Raw genomic sequence first — 20,763 nt, forward strand, 5'->3', positions numbered from 1 at the left:
GTTTCTGACAGCCCTGGAGGGCGGTGTTAATCAGTAGGGAGAACAGATACGGTCCCGTGGCGAGGGAGCTTGCTCCCGCTTGAGTGCGAAGCGCTCATGAAGAGGGGAGCTGCTGCGCAGCCCAGCGGGAGCAAGCTGCCTCGCCACAGGTCCGGTGGGCCTTCAGACTCTCCTCACGACGACAGGTACGACGAACGCGTCAGCCCCAGGCGCAAGGCATCCAGGAACTGGGTGCGCTCGGCGGCGCTGATGCGGGCGCTGGCGCACTTGTCGCGGTAGTGAGTCATCAACTCCTCCGGCGACAAGTGCACGTAGCGCAGCATGTCTTCGATGGTGTCGTGGGTTTCGATACCGGCGTGGTACACGCTGCCGTCGGCGTTCTGGTAGATGTTCACCGAGTCGGTGTCACCGAACAGGTTGTGCATGTCGCCAAGGATTTCCTGGTAGGCGCCCACCAGGAAGATGCCCAGCAGGTAATCTTCACCTGGGTTGAGGGAGTGGACCGGCAGGCTGGTCTCGATGCTCTGCTCGTCGACGTACTGCTTGATCTTGCCGTCGGAGTCACAGGTCAGGTCTTGAAGCACGGCGCGGCGCAGCGGCTCTTCATCGAGACGGTGCAGCGGCAGGATCGGCAACACCTGGCCGATGGCCCAGGTGTCCGGCAGGCTCTGGAACACCGAGAAATTGCAGATGTACTTGTCGGCGAGCTTGTCGTTGAGTTCATCGAGCACCTGGCGATGGGAGCGCTGACGGGCTTTCAACGAGTTGTGCAGGCGACGGCACACGGCGAAGTAGCACTGCTCGGCCAAGGCTTTTTCGGCCAGGGTCAGCTTGCCATCGGCATACTGGGCCGCCACGTCGCTCATGTAGTGGGTGGCGCGCCAGTAGGTCTCGGTGACCATCTCGATATCGGTCGGCCCCAGCAGGTCAACCAGCCATTGCACGGTTTCCGGTAGTTCCTGATTGCTGTCAATCACCGGCACGTCGTCGTGATGTTTCTCGACGTCGGTCACCTGCACCACCAGCATCGCGTGGTGGGCGGTCAGGGAGCGGCCGCTTTCGGAGAAGATGTGCGGATGCGGCAGGCTCTGGGCATCGCAGAACTCCTTGAGCATGCCCACCACGACACCGGCATAGTCGTCCATGTCGTAGTTGATCGAACTGGCATTGCGCGAATGCGTACCGTCGTAGTCCACACCCAGGCCACCGCCAACGTCGATGTGATCCACCGGCAGGCCGAGGTTGCGCAATTCGCCGTAGTAACGGATCGCTTCCTTGAAGCCGTGCTGGTAGTCCGCCAGGTTGGCGATCTGCGAGCCCATGTGGAAGTGCAGCAGGCGAATGCCCTGGTCCAGGCCGGCGGCGCGGAAACGCTCGACCACCGAGAGCAGTTGTGCGGCGGACAAGCCGAACTTGGATTTCTCGCCACCGGTATCGGCCCATTTGCTCGATGCCAGGGATGACAGGCGCACCCGCAGGCCAACCTGTGGCTTGACCTTCAGGGAGGCGGCCTCTTCGATCACCAGGCCGACTTCGGATTCTTTCTCGATGACGATGAAAACGTTGTGCCCCAGCTTCTGGCCCATCAGCGCCAGGCGGATGAATTCACGATCCTTGTAGCCGTTGCAGACGATGGTCCCGCCCTTTGGCGCCAGCGCCAGCACGGCCAACAGTTCAGGCTTGGAGCCGGCTTCCAGGCCGATGGAGACGTTCTGGGTGGCGATGATGTTTTCGATCACCGCTTCCTGCTGGTTCACCTTGATCGGATAGAGTGCGGTGTACTGGCTCTGGTATTCCAGGCGCGCGATGTTGCTGTCGAACGCGCCGGTGAGTTGGCGCACACGGTCTTGCAGGATGTCGGGGAAGCGCACCAGCAAGGGCAGCGACAAGCCGCTCTGGCGCAGTTGGTCGACTTGCTCGAACAGGTCGATGGGCGAGCTGTCGGGACCGTTCGGACGAACTTCGACGCGACCGGCGTCATTGATCGCGAAATACCCGGCCCCCCAATGGCGAATCCCGTAAACACTGCGGCTGTCCGCAACTGTCCATTGGCTGCCATCGTCTTTGCGTGTGCGTCGTACGGACATCGAAGTCCCCTATAAGAAGTCGAAAAAGCACCATCCGATCGGAGGCTGGCGCAGTCTAGAAAATGGAAATGACGATTTGCCTGTTAGCAAGGTAGACCCTGCTCCCAGCGCTGAGTTTAGAATCCCGTTCAGAACAGGCTCTGTGAAAACCATGTAGGCGACCTCGAACACCGGGTTCGGATCAAGCCGGGGGTGGTTTTCACAGAGGCTGCTAGCCGCCGGATTTTTTTGCCTTGAAACCGTGCCTGGTCAGTTCCGCCAGCAACAGCTCGACGTGATCGCCCTGGATCTCGATGATGCCGTCTTTCAACGCACCGCCGGTGCCACAGCGTTTCTTCAACGTAGTGGCCAGTTCCTTGAGCGCGTCTTCGGCCAACGGCACGCCGGTGATGGTGGTCACCGTCTTGCCGCCGCGGCCTTTGCTTTCACGGCGCACGCGAGCGATGCCGTCACCTTCCGGGATGGCGGTCTGTTTGCAGATGCAGGCATCCACCGGTTGACGGCAATCAGGGCAATGACGACCAGCGTCGGTAGAAAATACCAGGCCGCCCAGGGCGGCGAAGGATGCGGCTTTTTTGGCCACCGGCAATCCTCTTGGGAGGACAAAGACTGGTCGAGGGGCTGAACGTGCCTCGACCGCGAAGCCCCACTCAGGCAGGGGCAGCGCTACTGGACCGCAGACGCGGTTCAGCTTGAAAAGTCGCGCAGTGTAACGGCAAAAAGCCGACTTGCTAAGGGCCAATCGGCGCCAATTTATAGCTTCTTTGCGACGCCATCGCCATGGGCGTGCAAATAGCGCCCAAGCGCCGCCAGAGAGTCCGGGCAATACGGCTTGCGCTGGATTCCATCCAGCACCTGTTCGATGGGCAGGAAACAGGCTTCCAGGACTTCCTCGGGCTGCAGGACCAACGGCCCGTCCCACACGGCCGAAAACGCCGAGCACCACAAGCGGCTGCCGGTGTCCTCGAAATAGAAATGGTCATGGGGCGTCAGTTCGACACCGCTTACGCCCAGTTCTTCCGCCAGTTCACGGGCGGCCGACTCGGCGTAAGTCTCGTGCGCCTGCACCATGCCGCCGGCCGCCACATCCCAGAAGCCAGGATAGATCGCCTTGCTCAGGGTGCGCCGATGAACGCACAGTTCGCCAGCCGAGTTGAACAGCATGATGTAGGTGCCGCGCCCGATCAGGCCACGCTCACGCAGGTCCGAACGCACCAGGCTGCCAAGCAGGTTGTCGTGCTCATCGACCCAAGCGATCAGTTCGGCATCCGAGGCCGCTCGATGGGCGACCTCCCGGGTGCTTTCATCCATGGATCAACCCTGGTTCAGCAATTGCCGCAAGTCGATGACCGCCGCGTTGGCCCGGGAAATGTAGTTGGCCATTACCAACGAGTGGTTCGCCAATACACCGAAGCCGCTGCCATTGAGGATCATCGGGCTCCAGACTGGCTCCTGGGAGGCCTCGAGTTCACGAATGATCTGCCGCACGCTGACCGTCGCGTTCTTTTTCGCCAATACGTCGGCGAAGTCCACTTCGATGGCGCGCAGCAGGTGCGACAGCGCCCAAGCCTGGCCGCGTGCCTCATAGAACACATTGTCGATTTGCAGCCACGGGGTCTCGACCACTTCCTCGTCCACCTGCGGCACCTGGCCCGGGGCCGGGACTTCGGTTTTCAATGAGGTGTTCAGTTTGACCCGGCCAACGCTGGCAGATAAGCGCTGGGACAGCGACCCCAGGCGAGTGCCGACATCCCCCAGCCAGTTGTTCAGGTTGTCGGCGCGGGCGTAGAACAGCGCACTTTTCTGGGCGGGATCGGACAGGCGCGCCTGATAGCGGCTCAGGGAGTTGATGCCTTCCTGGTATTCCGACTCGCTGGAGGGCAGCACCCAACTGCGGTTATCGAAGTTGAAACGCGGTTCGGCCTTGGCCAGGTCCGCGTCTTCAGCGGACTGGGACTGCGAGCGGGCGAAGTCCTTGCGCAGGGCACGGCTCAGGTCGCGGACTTGCACCAGCACGCCGTATTCCCAGCTCGGCATGTTGTCCATCCACAAGCCTGGCGGAAAACGGTCGTTGGAGATGTAGCCGCCCGGCTTGGTCAGCAAGGTGCCGGCCACGCTCTTGAGGGTTTCGACGGTGGTGTAGCCCACCACCATTTGCCGGCCGTCCCGCTCGGCGGCTGCCTGGGCGTTCTGCTGCACCGGAAACAAGGCGGGCTCCTGGCTCCAATACCAGCCGACGGCGATGGTCACCAGTAGATACAAGCCGATCAGCGTGGCCAGTGCCCGGCTGAAAAACAGCCCACCCAGGTAGCTGCGGGTGTCCGATTTCGGCTCGGCGGCACGTTCAGGCGCGCTGCCCGCGCGGTTTTTCCAGTCCAGCATGGCGATATCCCTTCAATCACTTGAGTTCACGGTTCGACCACAACCCTACGCCAACGTGCCTGGGATGAAACGCCAAAATGCGGCGTCAGGCATGTCGGCCGCGACAGACAGTCGAACAGGCACTATAAAGGAAGCGCTGCCATCGGCCTACGAGACTGACAAGTCATAAACTGAATTTGCTGCCAAGACAGATTATTGACGTATGACACTCATGTAGAGGAAAAGAGGTGCTAGCATAGAGCCACCAGTCGACCTCAGCATGCACCCTAACTAGTAGTCAGGATATGACCGAGCCAGAAGACCCCAGCCGTGAGCGCCTCAAGCACCACTTTGCCCAGCGGGTAATTCATCAGGCTCGTCAGATCCTGGAGATTTGGCAGCGCCTGCAACGCAGTGAGTGGTCAAGCACCGATCTGTCGGAGCTCAGCGAAGCCAATCTGCGCTTGCTGCGCTTCGCCGAGCGCTTCGAACAGCCCGAGCATTCCCAACTGGCCCAGGGCATCAGCCAGTCGCTGCAAGCGGTGGACGCCAATCGCGGGCGCCTGAGCAGCCAGTTGATCACCGAAATCAACCGCCTGATGCAGCGCTTGTCGCGCACCGGCCTGCGTCACGGCGACCACCTCGAACAGACTTTCCTGCCGCCACTGCGCAAACCCATCTATGTGATGCTGCAGGACCATGACCGTGCCGAGCGCCTGGCCAAACAGCTGGAGTTCTTCGGCCTCAGCGCCCAGGCGCTGGACAGCGTCGCAGCGTTCCGGGCCTCGATGATCGAGCGCCTGCCCGCAGCCATCGTCATGGACGTGGATTTCAGCGGTCCCGGCGCAGGCCTGAAGCTGGCCGCCGAAGCCCAGGAAGGCCTGGAGCAACCGTTGCCGTTGCTGTTTTTCAGCTTGCTGGAAACCGACACCCCGACCCGCCTGGCGGCCGTACGCGCCGGCGGCCAGGAATTCCTCACCGGCACCCTTGAAGCCTCGAGCCTGCTGGAAAAAATCGAAGTACTGACCTGTGTCGCCCAGTACGAACCCTACAAAGTGCTGATCATCGATGATTCCCGCGCACAGGCTTTGCACACCGAACGCCTGCTCAACAGCGCCGGGATCGTCACCCGCACACTGATCGAGCCAATCCAGGCCATGGCCGAGCTGGCGGATTTCCAGCCCGACCTGATCATCCTCGACATGTACATGCCTGCCTGCACCGGCACGGAACTGGCAAAAGTGATCCGCCACAACGACCGCTACGTCAGCGTACCGATCATCTACCTGTCCGCCGAAGACGACCTGGACAAGCAACTCGACGCCATGAGCGAAGGCGGCGACGATTTCCTGACCAAGCCGATCAAGCCCCGGCATCTGATCACCACCGTGCGCAACCGCGCGGCCCGGGCCCGCAACCTCAAGGCGCGGATGGTGCGCGACAGCCTCACCGGCCTGTACAACCATACCCATATCCTGCAATTGCTCGAGGACTGCAGCTTCCGCGCCCGCCGCGAAGGCAAGCCCCTGAGCTTCGCCATGCTCGACATCGACCATTTCAAACGGGTCAATGACAGCCACGGCCATCCCATGGGCGACCGGGTAATCAAGAGCTTGGCGCTGTTTCTCAAGCAGCGCCTGCGCAAGACCGACTTCATCGGCCGTTACGGCGGTGAAGAGTTCGCCATTGTCATGCCCGACACCGATATCGAGGCTGCCTGCAAGGTGTTGGATGAGATTCGCCAACGCTTTGCCGAGATTCACTACCCGGCCCAGCCCCAAGATTTGTGGTGCACGTTCAGCGCCGGCGTGGTGGAGATGAGCGACGGTTGTGACAGCCTGATGATGGCGAGCCAGGCGGACGAAGCGCTGTACCGTGCCAAGCATGCCGGACGCAACCGAGTGCAGAGCGCGCGGCAATCAAAGCAAAGTGCCACCTTTTCATCGGAATCGACCGATTCGGTCATAAACGTGTAACACAAACGCAATAACTTCAGGCACTTACGATTCTGCCCCCGGTAGACCCTTGATGCGCCTGAAGCTGCTGACCAATCTCAATACTGTTCTTTTAGTTGCCGTGTGCCTGGGCCTGGGCGTTACGTTGTGGTGGTCGCAGATCGCCCTGGAGCGGCCCTATCTGCTGATGGAGCGCTACCTGGGCCTGTCGCGGCAGTTCCAGGGCGAAGCGGCGCGCAATATCGAGGACTATCTGGCCAGCGGCGATGCCTTGCGCCTGAGCGCTGCCAGCCAGGCGTTGGAAACCCTGCAAAAAGAACTGGATCAATTCCCACCGGAACTGGCCAAGACCCTGCGCCCGAGCCTGTCGAACCTCGATGGCTTCAGCAAAACCGATCTGCTGGCCGCCGGCAAACTGGCTGGCGACCCGCAGGCGCTGTTGCTGCAGGCCGAGCGCGAACTGAGCGCCAGCCTCGACCAGCTCGCCCAATACGCCAATGGCGTCCCGACCTACCTGCCACCGCTGTTTGCCGCTTCGCAGCACCTGGGACGGCTGTCCCTTACCCGGGACAAACTGGTCAGCAGTGGCCGCAGCGAATTGGCCGCCGATGTCGAACGGGAGCTGGCGAGTATCCGTGTCGAGGCCGAACACCTCGACGCCCTGCCGCTGTTGGGCGTTACCGCCAGCAGTGAATCGGGCAGCGATGACTTCGCCGCGTTGATGGGGCTGCAAACCCAGGAAACAACCGCGACCGAAGATGCAGGCATCGCCCTCAAGCGCGAACTCAACAGCCTGCTCGGCCGTTACCCTGCTGAGCTGGCCCGCACCCGTGAACTGATCCAGAAACGCACCGAGCTGAGCAACGCCACGCACCTTAAAATCGCCGATGTGCAGCAGGCGATCGATGCCATGGAGCCGGCGGTGCGGGCCCAGCATGGGCAGATCCAGGCAGAGGTCCGGTTGATCCAGGGCGTGATGATCGGCCTGATCCTGCTGATCGCACTGCTCATCGACACGTTGCAGCGGCGCCTTGCCCGGACCTTGACCCACTTGGCCCCGGCCCTGTCGACCTGGGCCGAAGGGGACTTCAGCCGCGACATCCGGGTCGGCGCGAGCAACCGTGAGCTGCAAGACATCGAGGCCTCGCTCAATCGTCTTCGCGCTTATCTGGTGGACTTGGTGGGCACCATTCGCGTGAACGCCGAACAGGTCGCCGGCAGCAGCCGAGCCCTGGCCGAACTGAGTGGCGAGCTGCACAGCGGCGCCGAGCACCAGGCCGGCGATACGGCGCTGATCCGCGATTCCCTCAGCGAGCTTGAGGCCACGATCCAGCAGGTGGCCGGCGATGCCAGTCAGGCCGCCGAGGCCAGCCGCGGTGCCGGGCACGCCGTGGAGCATGGGCAGAAAGTCATCGGCATGAGCCTCACGGGCCTGCACGCACTGGTGGGCGAAGTGCAGGGCAACGCGCAGATGATCGAGCAACTGGCTGAGGAGTCCGCCACCATTGGCGGTGTGCTGACGGTAATTCGCTCGATCGCCGACCAGACCAACCTGCTGGCCCTGAACGCCGCCATCGAAGCCGCCCGTGCCGGGGAAATGGGCCGAGGCTTTGCCGTGGTGGCCGAGGAAGTCCGCTCACTGGCCCAGCGCACCGCGGGCGCCACGGCCGAGATCCAGGCGCTAATCGCCCGCCTGCAACTGGCCGCGCGCCAGTCGGTGGAAGGCATGCGTGCCCAGGTCGAACACGCCGAAGCCACCGCCAGCCAGGCACAAGCCGCCGACGGCGCGCTGGATAAAATCGTCGGGGCCATCCAGACCATTTCCGACACCGCCGTACGCATCGCCGATGTCACCGCCCAACAAAGCGGCGCCGTCAGCGAAATCCGCGATCACAGTGAACGTATCCACCAATTGGGCGGGGATAACCTGGTGCGCATCGGCCAGGGCCGGGAACAGGGCGACAACCTGTTGGTGCTGGGCGGAAGGCTGCACACGGCGGTGCAGGCGTTTCGAGTTTAAGCACCACAGACCCATTGTGGGAGCGGGCTTGCTCGCGAAAGCGGTCGCTCAGCTGCATTGATGTTGAAGGTGCCGCCCTCTTCGCGAGCAAGCCCGCTCCCACACTGGATCTCGGGTGCCCACAAGTCCGGCGGTCACCACAACTTCCCTGTGGGAGCGAGCCTGCTCGCGATAGCGGCGGGTCAGCTTGCGATGATATTGAATGTGTCATTGTCATCGCGAGCAGGCTCGCTCCCACAGGGTTCAGCGCAAGCCTCGCAGCCATGGGTGACCGAATCCAGGCGCATGGTCACAAATTTCGCGCAAACATCGGGCATCGTGCCGGCTATTGCCGAGAACTGGACAGTCATTAAGGCTTTGCGGCATAGTCGCCGGGTTCTGACACCTGCTCACAGATAACAAGGAACAGCAGATGGCGACTCTACTGGTCCTCCACGGACCCAACCTGAACCTGCTAGGCACACGCGAACCGGGCGTCTACGGGGCCGTCACCCTGGACCAGATCAACCAGGACCTGGAACAGCGAGCCCGCACCGCCGGCCATCATTTGCTTTATCTGCAAAGCAACGCCGAATATGAATTGATCGACCGCATCCATGCCGCGCGTGGCGAAGGCGTGGACTTCATTCTGATCAATCCCGCAGCTTTTACGCATACAAGTGTCGCATTACGTGACGCGCTGCTGGCGGTGAGCATCCCATTCATCGAAGTGCACTTATCCAACGTGCACAAACGCGAACCTTTCCGCCATCACTCCTACTTCTCCGATGTAGCGGTGGGAGTGATCTGCGGCCTTGGCGCCAGCGGTTACCGACTGGCCCTGGAGGCCGCCCTAGAGCAGCTTGAAAGACAGGCAACGGCTTGAACAACAAGCGTAAACGCCCCTGACCGACCCTTGGGAGTTGATGATTCATGGATATCCGTAAAGTTAAGAAATTGATCGAATTGCTGGAAGAGTCCGGCATCGACGAGCTCGAGATCAAGGAAGGCGAAGAGTCCGTACGTATCAGCCGCCATAGCAAGACCCCGGCCCAGCAGTTCTACGCACCGGCACCGATGCAGGCACCAGCTGCCGCACCAGCTCCGGCCGCGCCTGCAGCTGCCGCCGCACCAGCAGCGCCAGCCGCACCAACGCTGAACGGCACCGTGGCCCGCTCGCCAATGGTCGGTACGTTCTATCGCAAGTCTTCGCCATCCTCGCCTTCCTTCGTTGAAGTGGGCCAGACCGTGAAGAAAGGCGACACCCTGTGCATCGTCGAAGCCATGAAGATGATGAACCACATCGAAGCTGAAACCAGCGGTGTGATCGAATCCATCCTCGTTGAAGACGGCCAGCCGGTTGAGTACGACCAACCGCTGTTCACCATCGTTTGAACCGCGGAGAGCTTTCGATGTTGAAACCTGCGAAGTTGGAAAAAGTACTGATCGCCAACCGCGGTGAAATTGCCCTGCGGATCCTGCGCGCCTGCAAAGAGATGGGCATCAAGACTGTCGCCGTCTACTCCAAGGCCGACAAGGAACTGATGCACCTGGGCCTGGCGGATGAATCCGTCTGCATCGGTCCGGCGTCGGCTGCGCATTCCTACCTGCACATCCCGGCGATCATCGCCGCTGCCGAAGTGACCGGTGCCACCGCCATTCACCCGGGCTACGGTTTCCTGGCGGAAAACGCCGACTTCGCCGAACAGGTCGAAAACTCCGGTTTTGCCTTCATTGGTCCGAAAGCCGACACCATCCGCCTGATGGGCGACAAGGTGTCGGCCAAGCACGCCATGATTGCTGCCGGCGTGCCTACCGTCCCGGGTTCCGACGGCCCGCTGCCTGAAGACGAAGAAACCGCCTTGCGCATTGGTCGCGAAGTCGGCTACCCGGTGATCATCAAGGCCGCTGGCGGCGGCGGTGGTCGCGGCATGCGCGTGGTACACAAGGAAGAAGACCTGATTTCCTCGGCGAAACTGACCCGCTCCGAAGCAGGCGCGGCATTCGGCAACCCGATGGTCTACCTGGAAAAATTCCTGACCAACCCACGTCACGTCGAAGTCCAGGTGCTGTCCGACGGCCAAGGCCAGGCCATCCACCTCGGTGACCGCGACTGCTCGCTGCAACGTCGTCACCAGAAGGTCCTCGAAGAAGCGCCGGCACCGGGCATCGACGAGAAGGCTCGCCAGGAAGTCCTGGCGCGCTGCGTCAAGGCCTGCATCGACATCGGCTACCGTGGCGCCGGCACCTTTGAGTTCCTGTACGAGAACGGTAGCTTCTACTTCATCGAAATGAACACCCGTGTTCAGGTGGAGCACCCGGTTTCGGAAATGGTCACCGGTATCGACATCGTCAAGGAGATGCTCAGCATCGCCGCTGGCAACAAGCTGTCGTTCACCCAGGACGATGTGGTCATTCGCGGTCACTCGCTGGAATGCCGTATCAACGCCGAAGACCCGAAAACCTTCATGCCAAGCCCAGGCACGGTCAAGCATTTCCATGCTCCGGGCGGCAATGGCGTTCGCGTCGACTCGCACCTGTACAGCGGTTATGCAGTTCCGCCGAACTACGATTCGCTGATCGGCAAGCTGATCACCTACGGGGCGACCCGCGAGGAAGCCATGGCGCGCATGCGCAATGCACTGGACGAAATCGTGGTGGACGGGATCAAGACCAATATCCCGCTGCACCGCGACTTGGTCCGTGACGAAGGCTTCTGCAAAGGCGGCGTCAACATCCATTACCTGGAACACAAGCTGGGCAACCAGCACTGATGCTCCAAGTGATGTAAAAAAACCCCGGTCATTTGGCCGGGGTCTTTTTTTGCCTGGCGTTCAGGCTCCCCACGATTGAATCAGCTCAGCGTCACCGTGGGAAATGCGTGGGCTTCGATCTGCGCCGCCGTCGCGGGCCTGCCCTGCAGCGTGCTGACGGTGCCCTGGGCATTGGCGACAAGGGGATCGCTGCGCAAGCGCGTCATGAACCCGCGTGCACGTACCGACACCGGGTCAGTGCTTTTTTTCGCCCGCGCCAACACCGGTATGTAGTAGCGCTCGACCTGGCTGCGCGATGTCTTGAACACCGACGTGACGCCACTGCGCAAATCCAGTGCGACCCCGAAGGTATTGCCGAAGCAGGACGAATACGACCAGTGATCCCATGTCGGTCGAAGGCCCTGGCGCCTCATCACCGACCTGACCCGTCCGCCGATATCGGCACCTGTCAGCCAGTCCCCGCCCACCAATGTGGCGCGAATATCCTTGGTAGCGCCCCCCAAGCGCTGCGTCACGTCCCGGACACTGCGCTCGATCAGCGTGCGAATATTGTGATCGAAATGAATGACGGCCCCTACCCGGGTGGTCGGGTTGTACAACGAAGCGATCACGCATGTCTGGGCATTGAGGGAGAACACGTAGTTATCCGCCACTGCCTCGCTGAACCTCGCCACCACCGCCTCGCCCTGCAACGCCCCTCTTGCGACATCTGGATAGGCATGGCCGGGAAATGCCTCGCGCAGGTCGCTCACTCGGCCCAGGACGAGTATTTGATCGTTGCCTCCGCGCAAGCCGACTTCATTGTGTGTCCACTTGCCATTTCCCAGCCTGCGGATTGGCAATTTGTATAAAGCCGTGGGGCGACTGGCATCCACCAGACACAAACCGCCAAAGTAAGGATCCTCCTTGACTTGGTAGTACTTGCCCCTACTGCGGATGTAATACGTGCTGCGCGGCTGTAATGCACTGGGCGGGCTGCGATAGGTGCCCTGGAAAAGGCCTTTCTCGGCCACCCGTTCAAGGTTCTCGGGCGTCTTGCCGACTGCCTGTTTCGGCTTGAGGCGTATGGGGCGGACAATCGGCCCGGCTTCCCTGGCAATCAGCGGCGCCGCGCTTCTCAAGCGCTGCCCCGACAAGGACAGCGGCGCCATGACAAGTTTCAGGCTTCTGGCCGCCCGCCCTAGCAACGTCGCGATGGCGCCCGTCCCCAACGCTGCGAACAGGACACCCCACGAGGCAGCCAGCCAGTGGCCCAGCGCGCGCTCCGTCTCGCCTTGTCGATGCGCCTCGGCGGCGTCCTTGACGCTAGCGGCCATCAAGGCAACATCCAGCAACAGCGCAAAGGGTGGATAAACCAGGCATACCGGAGCGGACGCAAACAGCAACCCTTTGACGACTTGCTGCCTGATCACCTCGGCACGGCTTTTGGTGATGTCCTCCACATCGCCAATAGCACGTTCGACGATGGCATCGAACTCTGCCCGGACATCGATCACTCGATTGAACTCACGCAATGTATCGACACCCAGGGCCGACGCCGCCAGGGCCGTCAGCGAGCGCCTGACCGCTGCACGGGCGCCGAGCGCCACCCGCTCCAGCACGTAGTCATGCAAGCGCGAGGCGACCGTTCCGGGGAAGTCATGGTACTGGCGAAACATGACGCCATCCGCCGCGTCAGGCGTATACAACCAGTAGCGCCCCTTCGGATTGAAATAGGCAAAGACGTAGACGCCCATGACGACATGACCGCCAATGGAAAATTTGATCACGCCCTCGCGCTGCACGGCAGTTCCCAGATACACCGGGCCGGACAACGGCACCGACTCGCTCAACAGCGTGACTTGTCGGGTCAACCACCAGAACTCATCGGCGCTCAACTGCGACTTGCCTGCGGCGACGCGCAGGTCGCGGTCCATCCTGGTCAACAACAGGTTGCGGTAGGCATTGCGGCGCGTGGCGTATTCGGGCGCGCCGGCATCGAGGAACCTGGCACGAATCTCCCGCGTATATCGCTCGCCCACGTATGCCCGCCGGATATACGTGGCCAGCTCGGCACTGCGAACCTGCCCCAGCGCCTGCCCCACCGATGAGCGCACGCCTTTGCCGGGGTTGTCGATACCCGAGTTGTCGTCATACCCGAAGATCACCAGATCCAACAGGCTGGCGACCTTCGTCCTGCCATCCGACAGCTGCGGGTTGTAGTCGATGAGCACCGTCGCAGGATCGACCGGCTCGTCCACGCCCTTGCTGCGCATATACGGAGCGATTGCCTGGGTGACGATCCGCCTGGCGAAGTCCACGAAGACTTCATAGCCGGCAATTTCCCGGCTGAAGACCTCCTGATGAACCAGCAGCTCCTGATTCAAAGTGCTGAGGGTTCGTCGCGAATCCAACGGCAGCGCGCTGTACCAGCCGGGCGATTCGTCGCGCTCCACCTGTGCCAGATTACGCTCCAAGCCCATCGCAACAATGTCTTCAAGACAATCCTGCAAGCCTGTCACCGCCGCCCTGGGATCCTTGCTTGAATCCCACAATGCCGGCTTGTCCGCCACGTTGGCAAAATACTCCCGGGCCCTGTCGCGGTCGGCTGGGGCAATCCGCTGCAGCAGGTATTCGCGACCGGCTTCACTACGGGTCCAGCCTCCTACTTCCACACTCACGGCCCAAAGCGAGGGCAGCTCGACCCATTCCTGGCCATCCGGTTTGTCGGGGGCGTACAGCAGCAAGTCGCCTTGCAGGTCTGCACGGTAGAACAACAGGCAATCGGCGCATTTCAACGCGTTCGGCAGTACCAGGCCGGCGACCCGCACGCTGGCAGGGACGACTTGCGCCGAGACCTCGGTCTCCCAGAGGGTCTTGATGGCTGCATGGTTACTCATTTTCAAATGACCGGCACACCGCGCAATGAACGCACTTTGCCGCAGCCGTGCCTTGAACCAATCGAGCATGGCGTCTTTCAGGTCGCCACGACCATAGAGAGCGGTCAGCGCCTGCGAATACCCGGCGGGGGCATCGACGTCCGCCAGCAACTGGCTGACGTAGGCGGGTGAAAGAGGCTGGTTACGCAGCATGGCGCCGTTCTCCACCAGATATACCGACACCGCATCCGGCCTCAGCGGACCGGCCACCAGCAGTTCGCTGAGGTTGTGGGTTTGCACGGGCTGACCGAGGACGCTTCGCCAGCGCAGCTGTACACGAATGCTGTCCGGCTCGACCTCCATGTCCAACTCATGCCTGACGTGCTCCTTGGCCAAGGACCGGGCAAAGGACCGCAGCGAGCCCATGTCGTTGAGCAACGAGTCCACCAGCGCCTGCGCCTGGGACGTCTGCGCCTGGAGAGTCTCCAATTGCTGGCGATCAGCTTCGCCAAGCCAACGCAGCCAATCGGGCAATTGCAAACGGGCTATCGCTTCAAGCGCCTGGTGCTCCGCAGGGGCCGCCAGTGCGGTCAATCGACTTGTCAGCTGCCAGTTATCCTGCAGGGCTTCAATCTTTTCTTGCAGCGCATCGACATCCAGGCCCGCCAATTGCTCAGGCTGGAAAATCGCGTCGAACCGGGCCAGATGATTGTCGAGCCTGTCGTTGATCAGCGCCGCCAAGGAGATATCGTGCCCGAACACGCTCCAATGACGGCGCAGGTAGTCCTTGTAGTGATGAACCAAGCCAGAAGCCATGCCTTCCACCGCCTGGACGATGACTTCCTGGCGCTCGGCCGAAAAACCAGTATCCGGCCCATCCGGCCAACGGTAGGGCGAATTCTCTTCGGCATCGGGGACGACAGGCACCTGGTCGATCAGGCGTTGCAGCACGGCATCGAGCAGGGTGCCGATGAAATGTGGATCGATGTTGCCATGGTGATAGTGGGTGCGCAGCTCGACCAACAGGCGTTCCTCCAGTACCTCCAGCAAGGTCATCTGGGCTTTCAGCCGCGAGTCGATTACGGCCTGCCATCGGGTCAGTCTTCCAAGGACGGCCTGCGCCGTTGTCGCCTGCGGGGAAGGTTCCGGCCCCGCGCCGTTCGCTTTGCTTTGCCGCTCGGCAGAGTTGTCCATCACATTCCTCCCTGTTGTGTGGACCCGCACCTTATCCGCTGTTCAACATGCCCATGTCATACATATATATATCGAAACTACCGCCTGACGGCGCGAGACTCGCTTATCCACTTTGATGGCCAGCTGGCGTACACTGCGCGCCTTTGCAGCCCCGCGCTGCCCCCTGTAGATTTTTCAAAGGTGCCCGCCATGCCTTGGCTGCAAGTACGTCTGGCCATCAGCCCGGAACAAGCCGAAACCTATGAAGACGCGTTTCTTGAAGTGGGCGCGGTGTCGGTCACTTTCATGGACGCCGAGGACCAGCCGATCTTCGAGCCGGAACTCAACACCACGCCGCTGTGGTCCCACACTCATCTGCTGGCCCTGTTCGAAGGCGGCACCGAGGCAGCCAGCGTACTGGCTCATCTCGAACTGCTGACCGGCAGCCCGCTGCCCGAGCACCACAGCGAAGTGATCGAAGACCAGGACTGGGAACGCAGTTGGATGGACAACTTCCAGCCGATGCGCTTCGGCCAGCGCCTGTGGATCGTACCGAGCTGGCACGCGGCGCCGGAGCCGGACGCGGTCAACCTGCTGCTGGATCCGGGCCTGGCGTTCGGCACCGGCACCCATCCGACCACCGCGCTGTGCCTGGAATGGCTCGACGGCCAGGACCTCAAGGGCTGCAACGTACTCGACTTCGGCTGCGGCTCGGGGATCCTGGCCATCGCCGCGCTCCTGCTGGGCGCCAAGGAAGCGGTCGGCACCGACATCGACGTCCAGGCCCTGGAAGCGTCCCGTGACAACGCCGGGCGCAACAATATTGCCGAAGCGTCATTCCCGCTGTACCTGCCGCAGGATTTGCCACAGGTCCGGGCCGACGTGCTGGTGGCCAATATTCTCGCCGGGCCGCTGGTGTCCCTGGCACCGCAACTGTCGAGCCTGGTCAAGCCGGGCGGGCGCCTGGCGCTGTCGGGCATCCTCGCTGAACAGGGCGAAGAAGTGGCCGCCGCTTATGCCACCGACTTTGACCTCGACCCGATCGCCAATCGCGATGGCTGGGTGCGCATCACCGGACGTCGGCGCTAGAATGGCCGCCTGTATCCACCGGATTGCCGCATGACTGACAGCTTCGTCACCCAGTGCCCGCATTGCCATACCAGTTTCCGCGTCAGCCACGCTCAATTGAGCGTGGCCCGCGGGGTGGTTCGTTGCGGCTCCTGCCTGCAAGTCTTCAATGCCGCACGACAACTGCTGGAACAGCGCACGGCCAGGCAGGACGCGCCCCCCGCCGCCGCGCCCGCCAAACCCGCCGCCGAAGCGCCGCCCCGGGCCATCAGCCAGAAGCAATGGTCAGCCGCGGAACTCGATCTCGATGATCTGGACAAGGAACTGGCGCGCCTGGAGCGGCGCGACCGGACAAGCGGCAGTACGGGCCGGCGTCGCGAAGACAACCTCAGCGCACAGCGCAGCCCTTCGTCGGATGAGCAGGATACCTGGCCAGACAGCCTGTACAGCGAATCGTCCAGCGAACGCGCCGAAGCCGTCCTCCTGACGCCTGCCGAACCGTTCGAGCCCCATGAGCCGGCCCGGCCACCACGCACCGAACCCTCCCTGTCCCTGGCCCTCGAACCGCTGGAGCCGGACGATGAGCCTGTCGTCCCGCTGCGCCTGGCGCCGGACGACGAGCCCGAGGAACATCTCGAGCGCCTGTCCGCCACCGACGACCACGATCACGACGAAGAACCCGAGCCAGCGCCGCCGCTGCGCAAGGCTCGCGAACGACATGAACCCGGGATCCGCGCCGAGGCCCTTCATGACCTGGACGATGACCCGCTGCAACTGGACTGGCGCAAACGCCGCTCGCCCTGGGGCCGTCGCTTGCTGTGGGGGTTGTTGATCCTGCTTGCCGCCGCAGCCCTGGGCGGCCAGTACATTGCCTACCATTTCGAAGAGCTGGCCCGCCAGGACCAGTATCGCCCGTGGTTCCTGCAAGTCTGCCCGACCCTGGGCTGCGACGTACCGTCCAAGGTCGACATCGCCAAGATCAAGAGCAGCAACCTGGTGGTGCGCAGCCATCCGGAATTCAGCGGCGCCCTGGTAGTGGACGCGATCATCTACAACCGTGCGCCCTTCTCCCAGCCTTTTCCGCTGCTGGAGCTGCGTTTTGCCGACCTCAACGGGCACCTGATCGCCAGCCGTCGCTTCAAGCCCGGGGAATACCTGGGCGGCGATCTCGAAGGCCGCGGCGAAATGCCGCCGCAGACGCCTATCCACATCGCGCTGGACATCCTCGACCCAGGGCCCAAAGCGGTGAACTACAGTCTGAGCTTCCATTCCCCCGAGTGAAGCCGGCCAGGGTCGGCCGATTGACGACAGCTTTCTGACTCACCACGCCCGGACCAAACCGCTGGCAATAACAAAATAGCTGTTCAGATTTTATCCAATTCGACCTTTATCCGGTCATCGAGAGCGGGTATCATGCCAACCCTTTTTCGAAGTCTCATGATCCGGCCCCACTTCAGGGAAGTCCTATGTCGGCGGTACGCATCGGCCCATATACATTGCAGAACGGCCTGGTTCTCGCCCCCATGGCGGGCGTCACCGACCAGCCCTTTCGTCAGCTTTGCAAGCGGCTGGGCGCAGGTCTTGTTGTTTCGGAAATGGTCACCAGCGACATGAGCTTGTGGAACACCCGAAAATCGCGCCTGCGCATGATCCATGAAGGCGATCCCGAGCCTCGCTCGGTGCAGATCGCAGGTGGCGACGCGCAGATGCTGGCGCAAGCCGCCCGGGCCAATGTGGCGATGGGTGCGCAGATCATCGACATCAACATGGGCTGCCCGGCGAAGAAGGTCTGCAACAAGGCCGCAGGCTCGGCACTGTTGAAAGATGAAGCACTGGTGACAGAGATCCTGCAGGCAGTTGTCGCCGCGGTCGATGTGCCGGTGACCCTGAAGATCCGCACCGGGTGGGACCGGGAGAACAAGAACGGCCTGACGGTGGCGAAGATCGCCGAGCAGGCAGGCATCACGGCGCTGGCGGTCCACGGTCGCACCCGCGCCGACCTGTACACCGGCGAGGCCGAGTACGACACTATCGCCGCGATCAAGCAGGCGGTGTCGATCCCGGTCTTTGCCAATGGCGATATCGATTCGCCCGAGAAGGCCCGGCACGTGCTCAATGCAACCGGTGCCGACGGGCTGTTGATCGGCCGGGCCGCCCAGGGGCGGCCATGGATTTTTCGTGAGATAGAACATTACCTGCGCACCGGCGAACAGCTCGCTGCGCCGCCGTTGGCCGAGGTGGAACGTATTCTGCTAGAGCATCTGGCCGCGCTGCATGGCTTCTACGGAGATGTCATGGGCGTACGCATTGCTCGCAAGCATGTGGGCTGGTATCTCGCAACCCTGCCGGGCGCCAGGGAGTTTCGCGCCCGCTTCAATCGTTTGGATGGTACGCAAGCACAATGCGCCGACGTTCAGGCGTTCTTCGCTGAGCGTTACAAGAGCCTGACAGGGGACGAAGGGGTGGCCGCATGACGATGATGACCGAGACTTTAGTGAGTGGAACAACACCCGTGAGCGACAACGTGAATTTGAAACAGCACCTCAATACGCCCAGCGAAGAAGGCCAGACCCTTCGCGGGAGTGTCGAGAAGGCGCTGCACAATTATTTCGCCCACCTTGAGGGCGCTGCCGTCACGGATGTGTACAACCTGGTGCTTTCCGAAGTCGAGGCGCCTCTGCTCGAAAGCGTAATGAACTACGTCAAGGGCAACCAGACCAAGGCCAGTGAGCTGCTGGGCCTGAACCGCGGCACCCTGCGCAAGAAACTCAAGCAGTACGATCTGCTGTAAGCATTCAATCAAACCAGAAAGGCGCCCGCGTAAAAAACGGTCGCCTTTTTTGCTGACTTCCCTTGCTTTTGATGGAAATTGAAATGACCGACCAGACCACCCGCCTGCCGATCCGCCGCGCCTTGATCAGCGTTTCCGACAAGACCGGGATCCTCGAATTCGCCCGCGAGCTGCAACAGCTGGGCGTCGAGATTCTTTCCACCGGCGGGACCTTCAAGTTGCTGCAGGACAACGGCGTCGCCGCAGTGGAAGTCGCGGACTACACCGGTTTTGCAGAAATGATGGACGGTCGGGTCAAGACCCTGCATCCGAAAATCCACGGCGGGATCCTGGGCCGTCGCGGCATCGACGACGCCATCATGAACGAACACGGCATCAAGCCGATCGACCTGGTGGCGGTCAACCTCTACCCGTTCGAAGCTACCATCAGCAAGCCCGGCTGCGACCTGCCGACCGCCATCGAGAACATCGACATCGGTGGCCCGACCATGGTCCGCTCGGCGGCCAAGAACCACAAGGACGTGGCCATCGTGGTCAATGCCAGCGATTACGCCGGCGTGCTCGAAAGCCTCAAGGCCGGTGGCCTCACCTACGCCCAGCGTTTCGACTTGATGCTCAAGGCGTTCGAACACACCGCCGCCTACGACGGCATGATCGCCAACTACATGGGCACCGTGAACCAGGCTGCCGAAACCCTGTCGACCGAAGGCCGCAGCGAGTTCCCGCGCACCTTCAACACCCAGTTCGTCAAGGCCCAGGAAATGCGCTACGGCGAGAACCCGCACCAGAGCGCGGCGTTCTACGTGGAAGCCAAGCCTGCCGAAGTCGGCATCGCCACCGCCACCCAGCTGCAAGGCAAGGAGCTGTCGTTCAACAACGTGGCCGACACCGACGCCGCGCTGGAATGCGTGAAGAGCTTCGTCAAGCCAGCCTGCGTGATCGTCAAGCATGCCAACCCATGTGGCGTGGCCGTGAGCCCGGACGCCGAGGGCGGCATCCGCCAGGCCTACGAACTGGCCTACGCCACCGACACCGAGTCGGCCTTCGGCGGCATCATCGCCTTCAACCGTGAGCTGGACGCCGAGACCGCCAAGGCCATCGTCGAGCGTCAGTTCGTCGAAGTGATCATCGCCCCGTCGGTCAGCGAAGAGGCCCGCGCCATCGTCGCCGCCAAGGCCAACGTGCGCCTGCTGGCCTGCGGCCAATGGTCGGCCGACCGTGCACCGGCCTGGGACTACAAGCGCGTCAACGGCGGCCTGCTGGTACAGAGCCGCGACATCGGCATGATCGGCAGCGAAGACCTCAAGGTGGTGACCAAGCGCGCGCCGAGCGAGCAGGAAATCCACGACCTGATCTTTGCTTGGAAAGTCGCCAAATACGTCAAGTCCAACGCCATCGTCTATGCCAAGAACCGCCAGACCATCGGCGTCGGCGCCGGCCAGATGAGCCGCGTCAACTCGGCCCGCATCGCCGCCATCAAGGCCGAACACGCCGGTTTGCAGGTACAAGGCGCAGTCATGGCCTCCGATGCGTTCTTCCCGTTCCGCGACGGCATCGACAATGCGGCCAAGGTCGGTATCACCGCGGTGATCCAGCCGGGTGGTTCGATGCGTGACAACGAAGTCATCGCCGCCGCCGACGAAGCCGGCATCGCCATGGTATTCACCGGCATGCGCCACTTCCGTCACTGATACACC

Annotated in this window: 15 protein-coding genes; 10 read left to right on the top strand and 5 right to left on the bottom strand. The window is 62.1% G+C overall.

All coding sequences use genetic code 11. The features are described from left to right. Positions 1 to 173 precede the first annotated feature (173 nt). From speA to AD663_RS24695, 4 genes are all read right to left on the bottom strand, one after another. Positions 174 to 2,087 carry an arginine decarboxylase gene (gene speA / locus AD663_RS24680; protein ID WP_003186202.1) on the bottom strand — a complete coding sequence of 638 codons (1,914 nt, stop codon included), beginning with the start codon at positions 2,085 to 2,087 and terminating at the stop codon, positions 174 to 176. Between the two features lie 211 nt (positions 2,088 to 2,298). Beyond that, entirely contained in the window at positions 2,299 to 2,670 is a 372-nt protein-coding gene (locus tag AD663_RS24685) for a translation initiation factor Sui1 (protein WP_003186205.1), read from the bottom strand. Between the two features lie 170 nt (positions 2,671 to 2,840). Beyond that, entirely contained in the window at positions 2,841 to 3,398 is a 558-nt protein-coding gene (locus AD663_RS24690) for an NUDIX hydrolase (RefSeq protein WP_053214702.1), read from the bottom strand. 3 nt (positions 3,399 to 3,401) lie between these two features. Next, on the bottom strand, positions 3,402 to 4,469 hold the full coding sequence (locus AD663_RS24695) for a DUF2333 family protein (protein WP_003186208.1): 1,068 nt from the start codon (positions 4,467 to 4,469) through the stop codon (positions 3,402 to 3,404). A gap of 284 nt (positions 4,470 to 4,753) precedes the next feature. On the opposite strand from AD663_RS24695, the gene gcbA reads away from it, so the two are divergent. The 5 genes from gcbA (at position 4,754) to accC (ending at position 11,176) form a co-directional block, all read left to right on the top strand. Further along, complete coding sequence (gene gcbA / locus AD663_RS24700; protein WP_053214703.1) at positions 4,754 to 6,424, top strand: diguanylate cyclase GcbA; 1,671 nt, start codon at positions 4,754 to 4,756, stop codon at positions 6,422 to 6,424. Positions 6,425 to 6,476: 52 nt separating this feature from the next. Beyond that, complete coding sequence (locus AD663_RS24705) at positions 6,477 to 8,423, top strand: methyl-accepting chemotaxis protein (protein WP_053214704.1); 1,947 nt, start codon at positions 6,477 to 6,479, stop codon at positions 8,421 to 8,423. Positions 8,424 to 8,835: 412 nt separating this feature from the next. Then, entirely contained in the window at positions 8,836 to 9,288 is a 453-nt protein-coding gene (gene aroQ / locus AD663_RS24710) for a type II 3-dehydroquinate dehydratase (RefSeq protein ID WP_003186214.1), read from the top strand. Between the two features lie 47 nt (positions 9,289 to 9,335). Then, entirely contained in the window at positions 9,336 to 9,797 is a 462-nt protein-coding gene (accB, locus tag AD663_RS24715) for an acetyl-CoA carboxylase biotin carboxyl carrier protein (RefSeq protein WP_003186217.1), read from the top strand. A gap of 17 nt (positions 9,798 to 9,814) precedes the next feature. Further along, positions 9,815 to 11,176, top strand: a complete 1,362-nt coding sequence (gene accC / locus AD663_RS24720; protein ID WP_003186219.1) for an acetyl-CoA carboxylase biotin carboxylase subunit — start codon at positions 9,815 to 9,817, stop codon at positions 11,174 to 11,176. Positions 11,177 to 11,256: 80 nt separating this feature from the next. Here the strand turns inward: accC and AD663_RS24725 are convergent, their stop codons facing one another. Continuing rightward, positions 11,257 to 15,228, bottom strand: a complete 3,972-nt coding sequence (locus tag AD663_RS24725; RefSeq protein ID WP_053214705.1) for a dermonecrotic toxin domain-containing protein — start codon at positions 15,226 to 15,228, stop codon at positions 11,257 to 11,259. 189 nt (positions 15,229 to 15,417) lie between these two features. Between AD663_RS24725 and prmA the strand changes: the two genes are divergently transcribed. From prmA to purH, 5 genes are all read left to right on the top strand, one after another. Beyond that, the gene (prmA, locus tag AD663_RS24730) at positions 15,418 to 16,296 is read left to right on the top strand and encodes a 50S ribosomal protein L11 methyltransferase (protein ID WP_003186223.1); all 879 of its coding nucleotides are present in this window, start codon (positions 15,418 to 15,420) and stop codon (positions 16,294 to 16,296) included. Positions 16,297 to 16,326: 30 nt separating this feature from the next. Next, positions 16,327 to 17,556 carry a DUF3426 domain-containing protein gene (locus tag AD663_RS24735; protein WP_003186225.1) on the top strand — a complete coding sequence of 410 codons (1,230 nt, stop codon included), beginning with the start codon at positions 16,327 to 16,329 and terminating at the stop codon, positions 17,554 to 17,556. Positions 17,557 to 17,741: 185 nt separating this feature from the next. After that, entirely contained in the window at positions 17,742 to 18,749 is a 1,008-nt protein-coding gene (gene dusB, locus AD663_RS24740) for a tRNA dihydrouridine synthase DusB (RefSeq protein WP_003186227.1), read from the top strand. Continuing rightward, on the top strand, positions 18,746 to 19,066 hold the full coding sequence (gene fis, locus AD663_RS24745) for a DNA-binding transcriptional regulator Fis (protein ID WP_003186237.1): 321 nt from the start codon (positions 18,746 to 18,748) through the stop codon (positions 19,064 to 19,066). The genes dusB and fis overlap by 4 nt, the downstream gene beginning before the upstream one ends. An 83-nt stretch (positions 19,067 to 19,149) precedes the next feature. Further along, positions 19,150 to 20,757: a bifunctional phosphoribosylaminoimidazolecarboxamide formyltransferase/IMP cyclohydrolase gene (gene purH / locus AD663_RS24750; protein ID WP_053214706.1), complete on the top strand. Its 1,608-nt coding sequence runs from the start codon at positions 19,150 to 19,152 to the stop codon at positions 20,755 to 20,757. Positions 20,758 to 20,763 lie beyond the last annotated feature (6 nt).

This window comes from Pseudomonas sp. Q12-87, assembly GCF_001269755.1.
Taxonomy (GTDB): Bacteria; Pseudomonadota; Gammaproteobacteria; order Pseudomonadales; family Pseudomonadaceae; genus Aquipseudomonas; species Aquipseudomonas fluorescens_S.

Coding starts and splice junctions, on each gene's coding strand:
- speA (WP_003186202.1), bottom strand. CDS start 2,087: ATGTCCGTACGACGCACACGCAAAGACGATGGCAGCCAATGGACAGTT.
- AD663_RS24695 (WP_003186208.1), bottom strand. CDS start 4,469: ATGCTGGACTGGAAAAACCGCGCGGGCAGCGCGCCTGAACGTGCCGCC.
- accC (WP_003186219.1), top strand. CDS start 9,815: ATGTTGAAACCTGCGAAGTTGGAAAAAGTACTGATCGCCAACCGCGGT.
- AD663_RS24735 (WP_003186225.1), top strand. CDS start 16,327: ATGACTGACAGCTTCGTCACCCAGTGCCCGCATTGCCATACCAGTTTC.
- purH (WP_053214706.1), top strand. CDS start 19,150: ATGACCGACCAGACCACCCGCCTGCCGATCCGCCGCGCCTTGATCAGC.
- accB (WP_003186217.1), top strand. CDS start 9,336: ATGGATATCCGTAAAGTTAAGAAATTGATCGAATTGCTGGAAGAGTCC.
- AD663_RS24725 (WP_053214705.1), bottom strand. CDS start 15,228: ATGGACAACTCTGCCGAGCGGCAAAGCAAAGCGAACGGCGCGGGGCCG.
- aroQ (WP_003186214.1), top strand. CDS start 8,836: ATGGCGACTCTACTGGTCCTCCACGGACCCAACCTGAACCTGCTAGGC.
- AD663_RS24690 (WP_053214702.1), bottom strand. CDS start 3,398: ATGGATGAAAGCACCCGGGAGGTCGCCCATCGAGCGGCCTCGGATGCC.
- prmA (WP_003186223.1), top strand. CDS start 15,418: ATGCCTTGGCTGCAAGTACGTCTGGCCATCAGCCCGGAACAAGCCGAA.
- dusB (WP_003186227.1), top strand. CDS start 17,742: ATGTCGGCGGTACGCATCGGCCCATATACATTGCAGAACGGCCTGGTT.
- fis (WP_003186237.1), top strand. CDS start 18,746: ATGACGATGATGACCGAGACTTTAGTGAGTGGAACAACACCCGTGAGC.
- gcbA (WP_053214703.1), top strand. CDS start 4,754: ATGACCGAGCCAGAAGACCCCAGCCGTGAGCGCCTCAAGCACCACTTT.
- AD663_RS24705 (WP_053214704.1), top strand. CDS start 6,477: ATGCGCCTGAAGCTGCTGACCAATCTCAATACTGTTCTTTTAGTTGCC.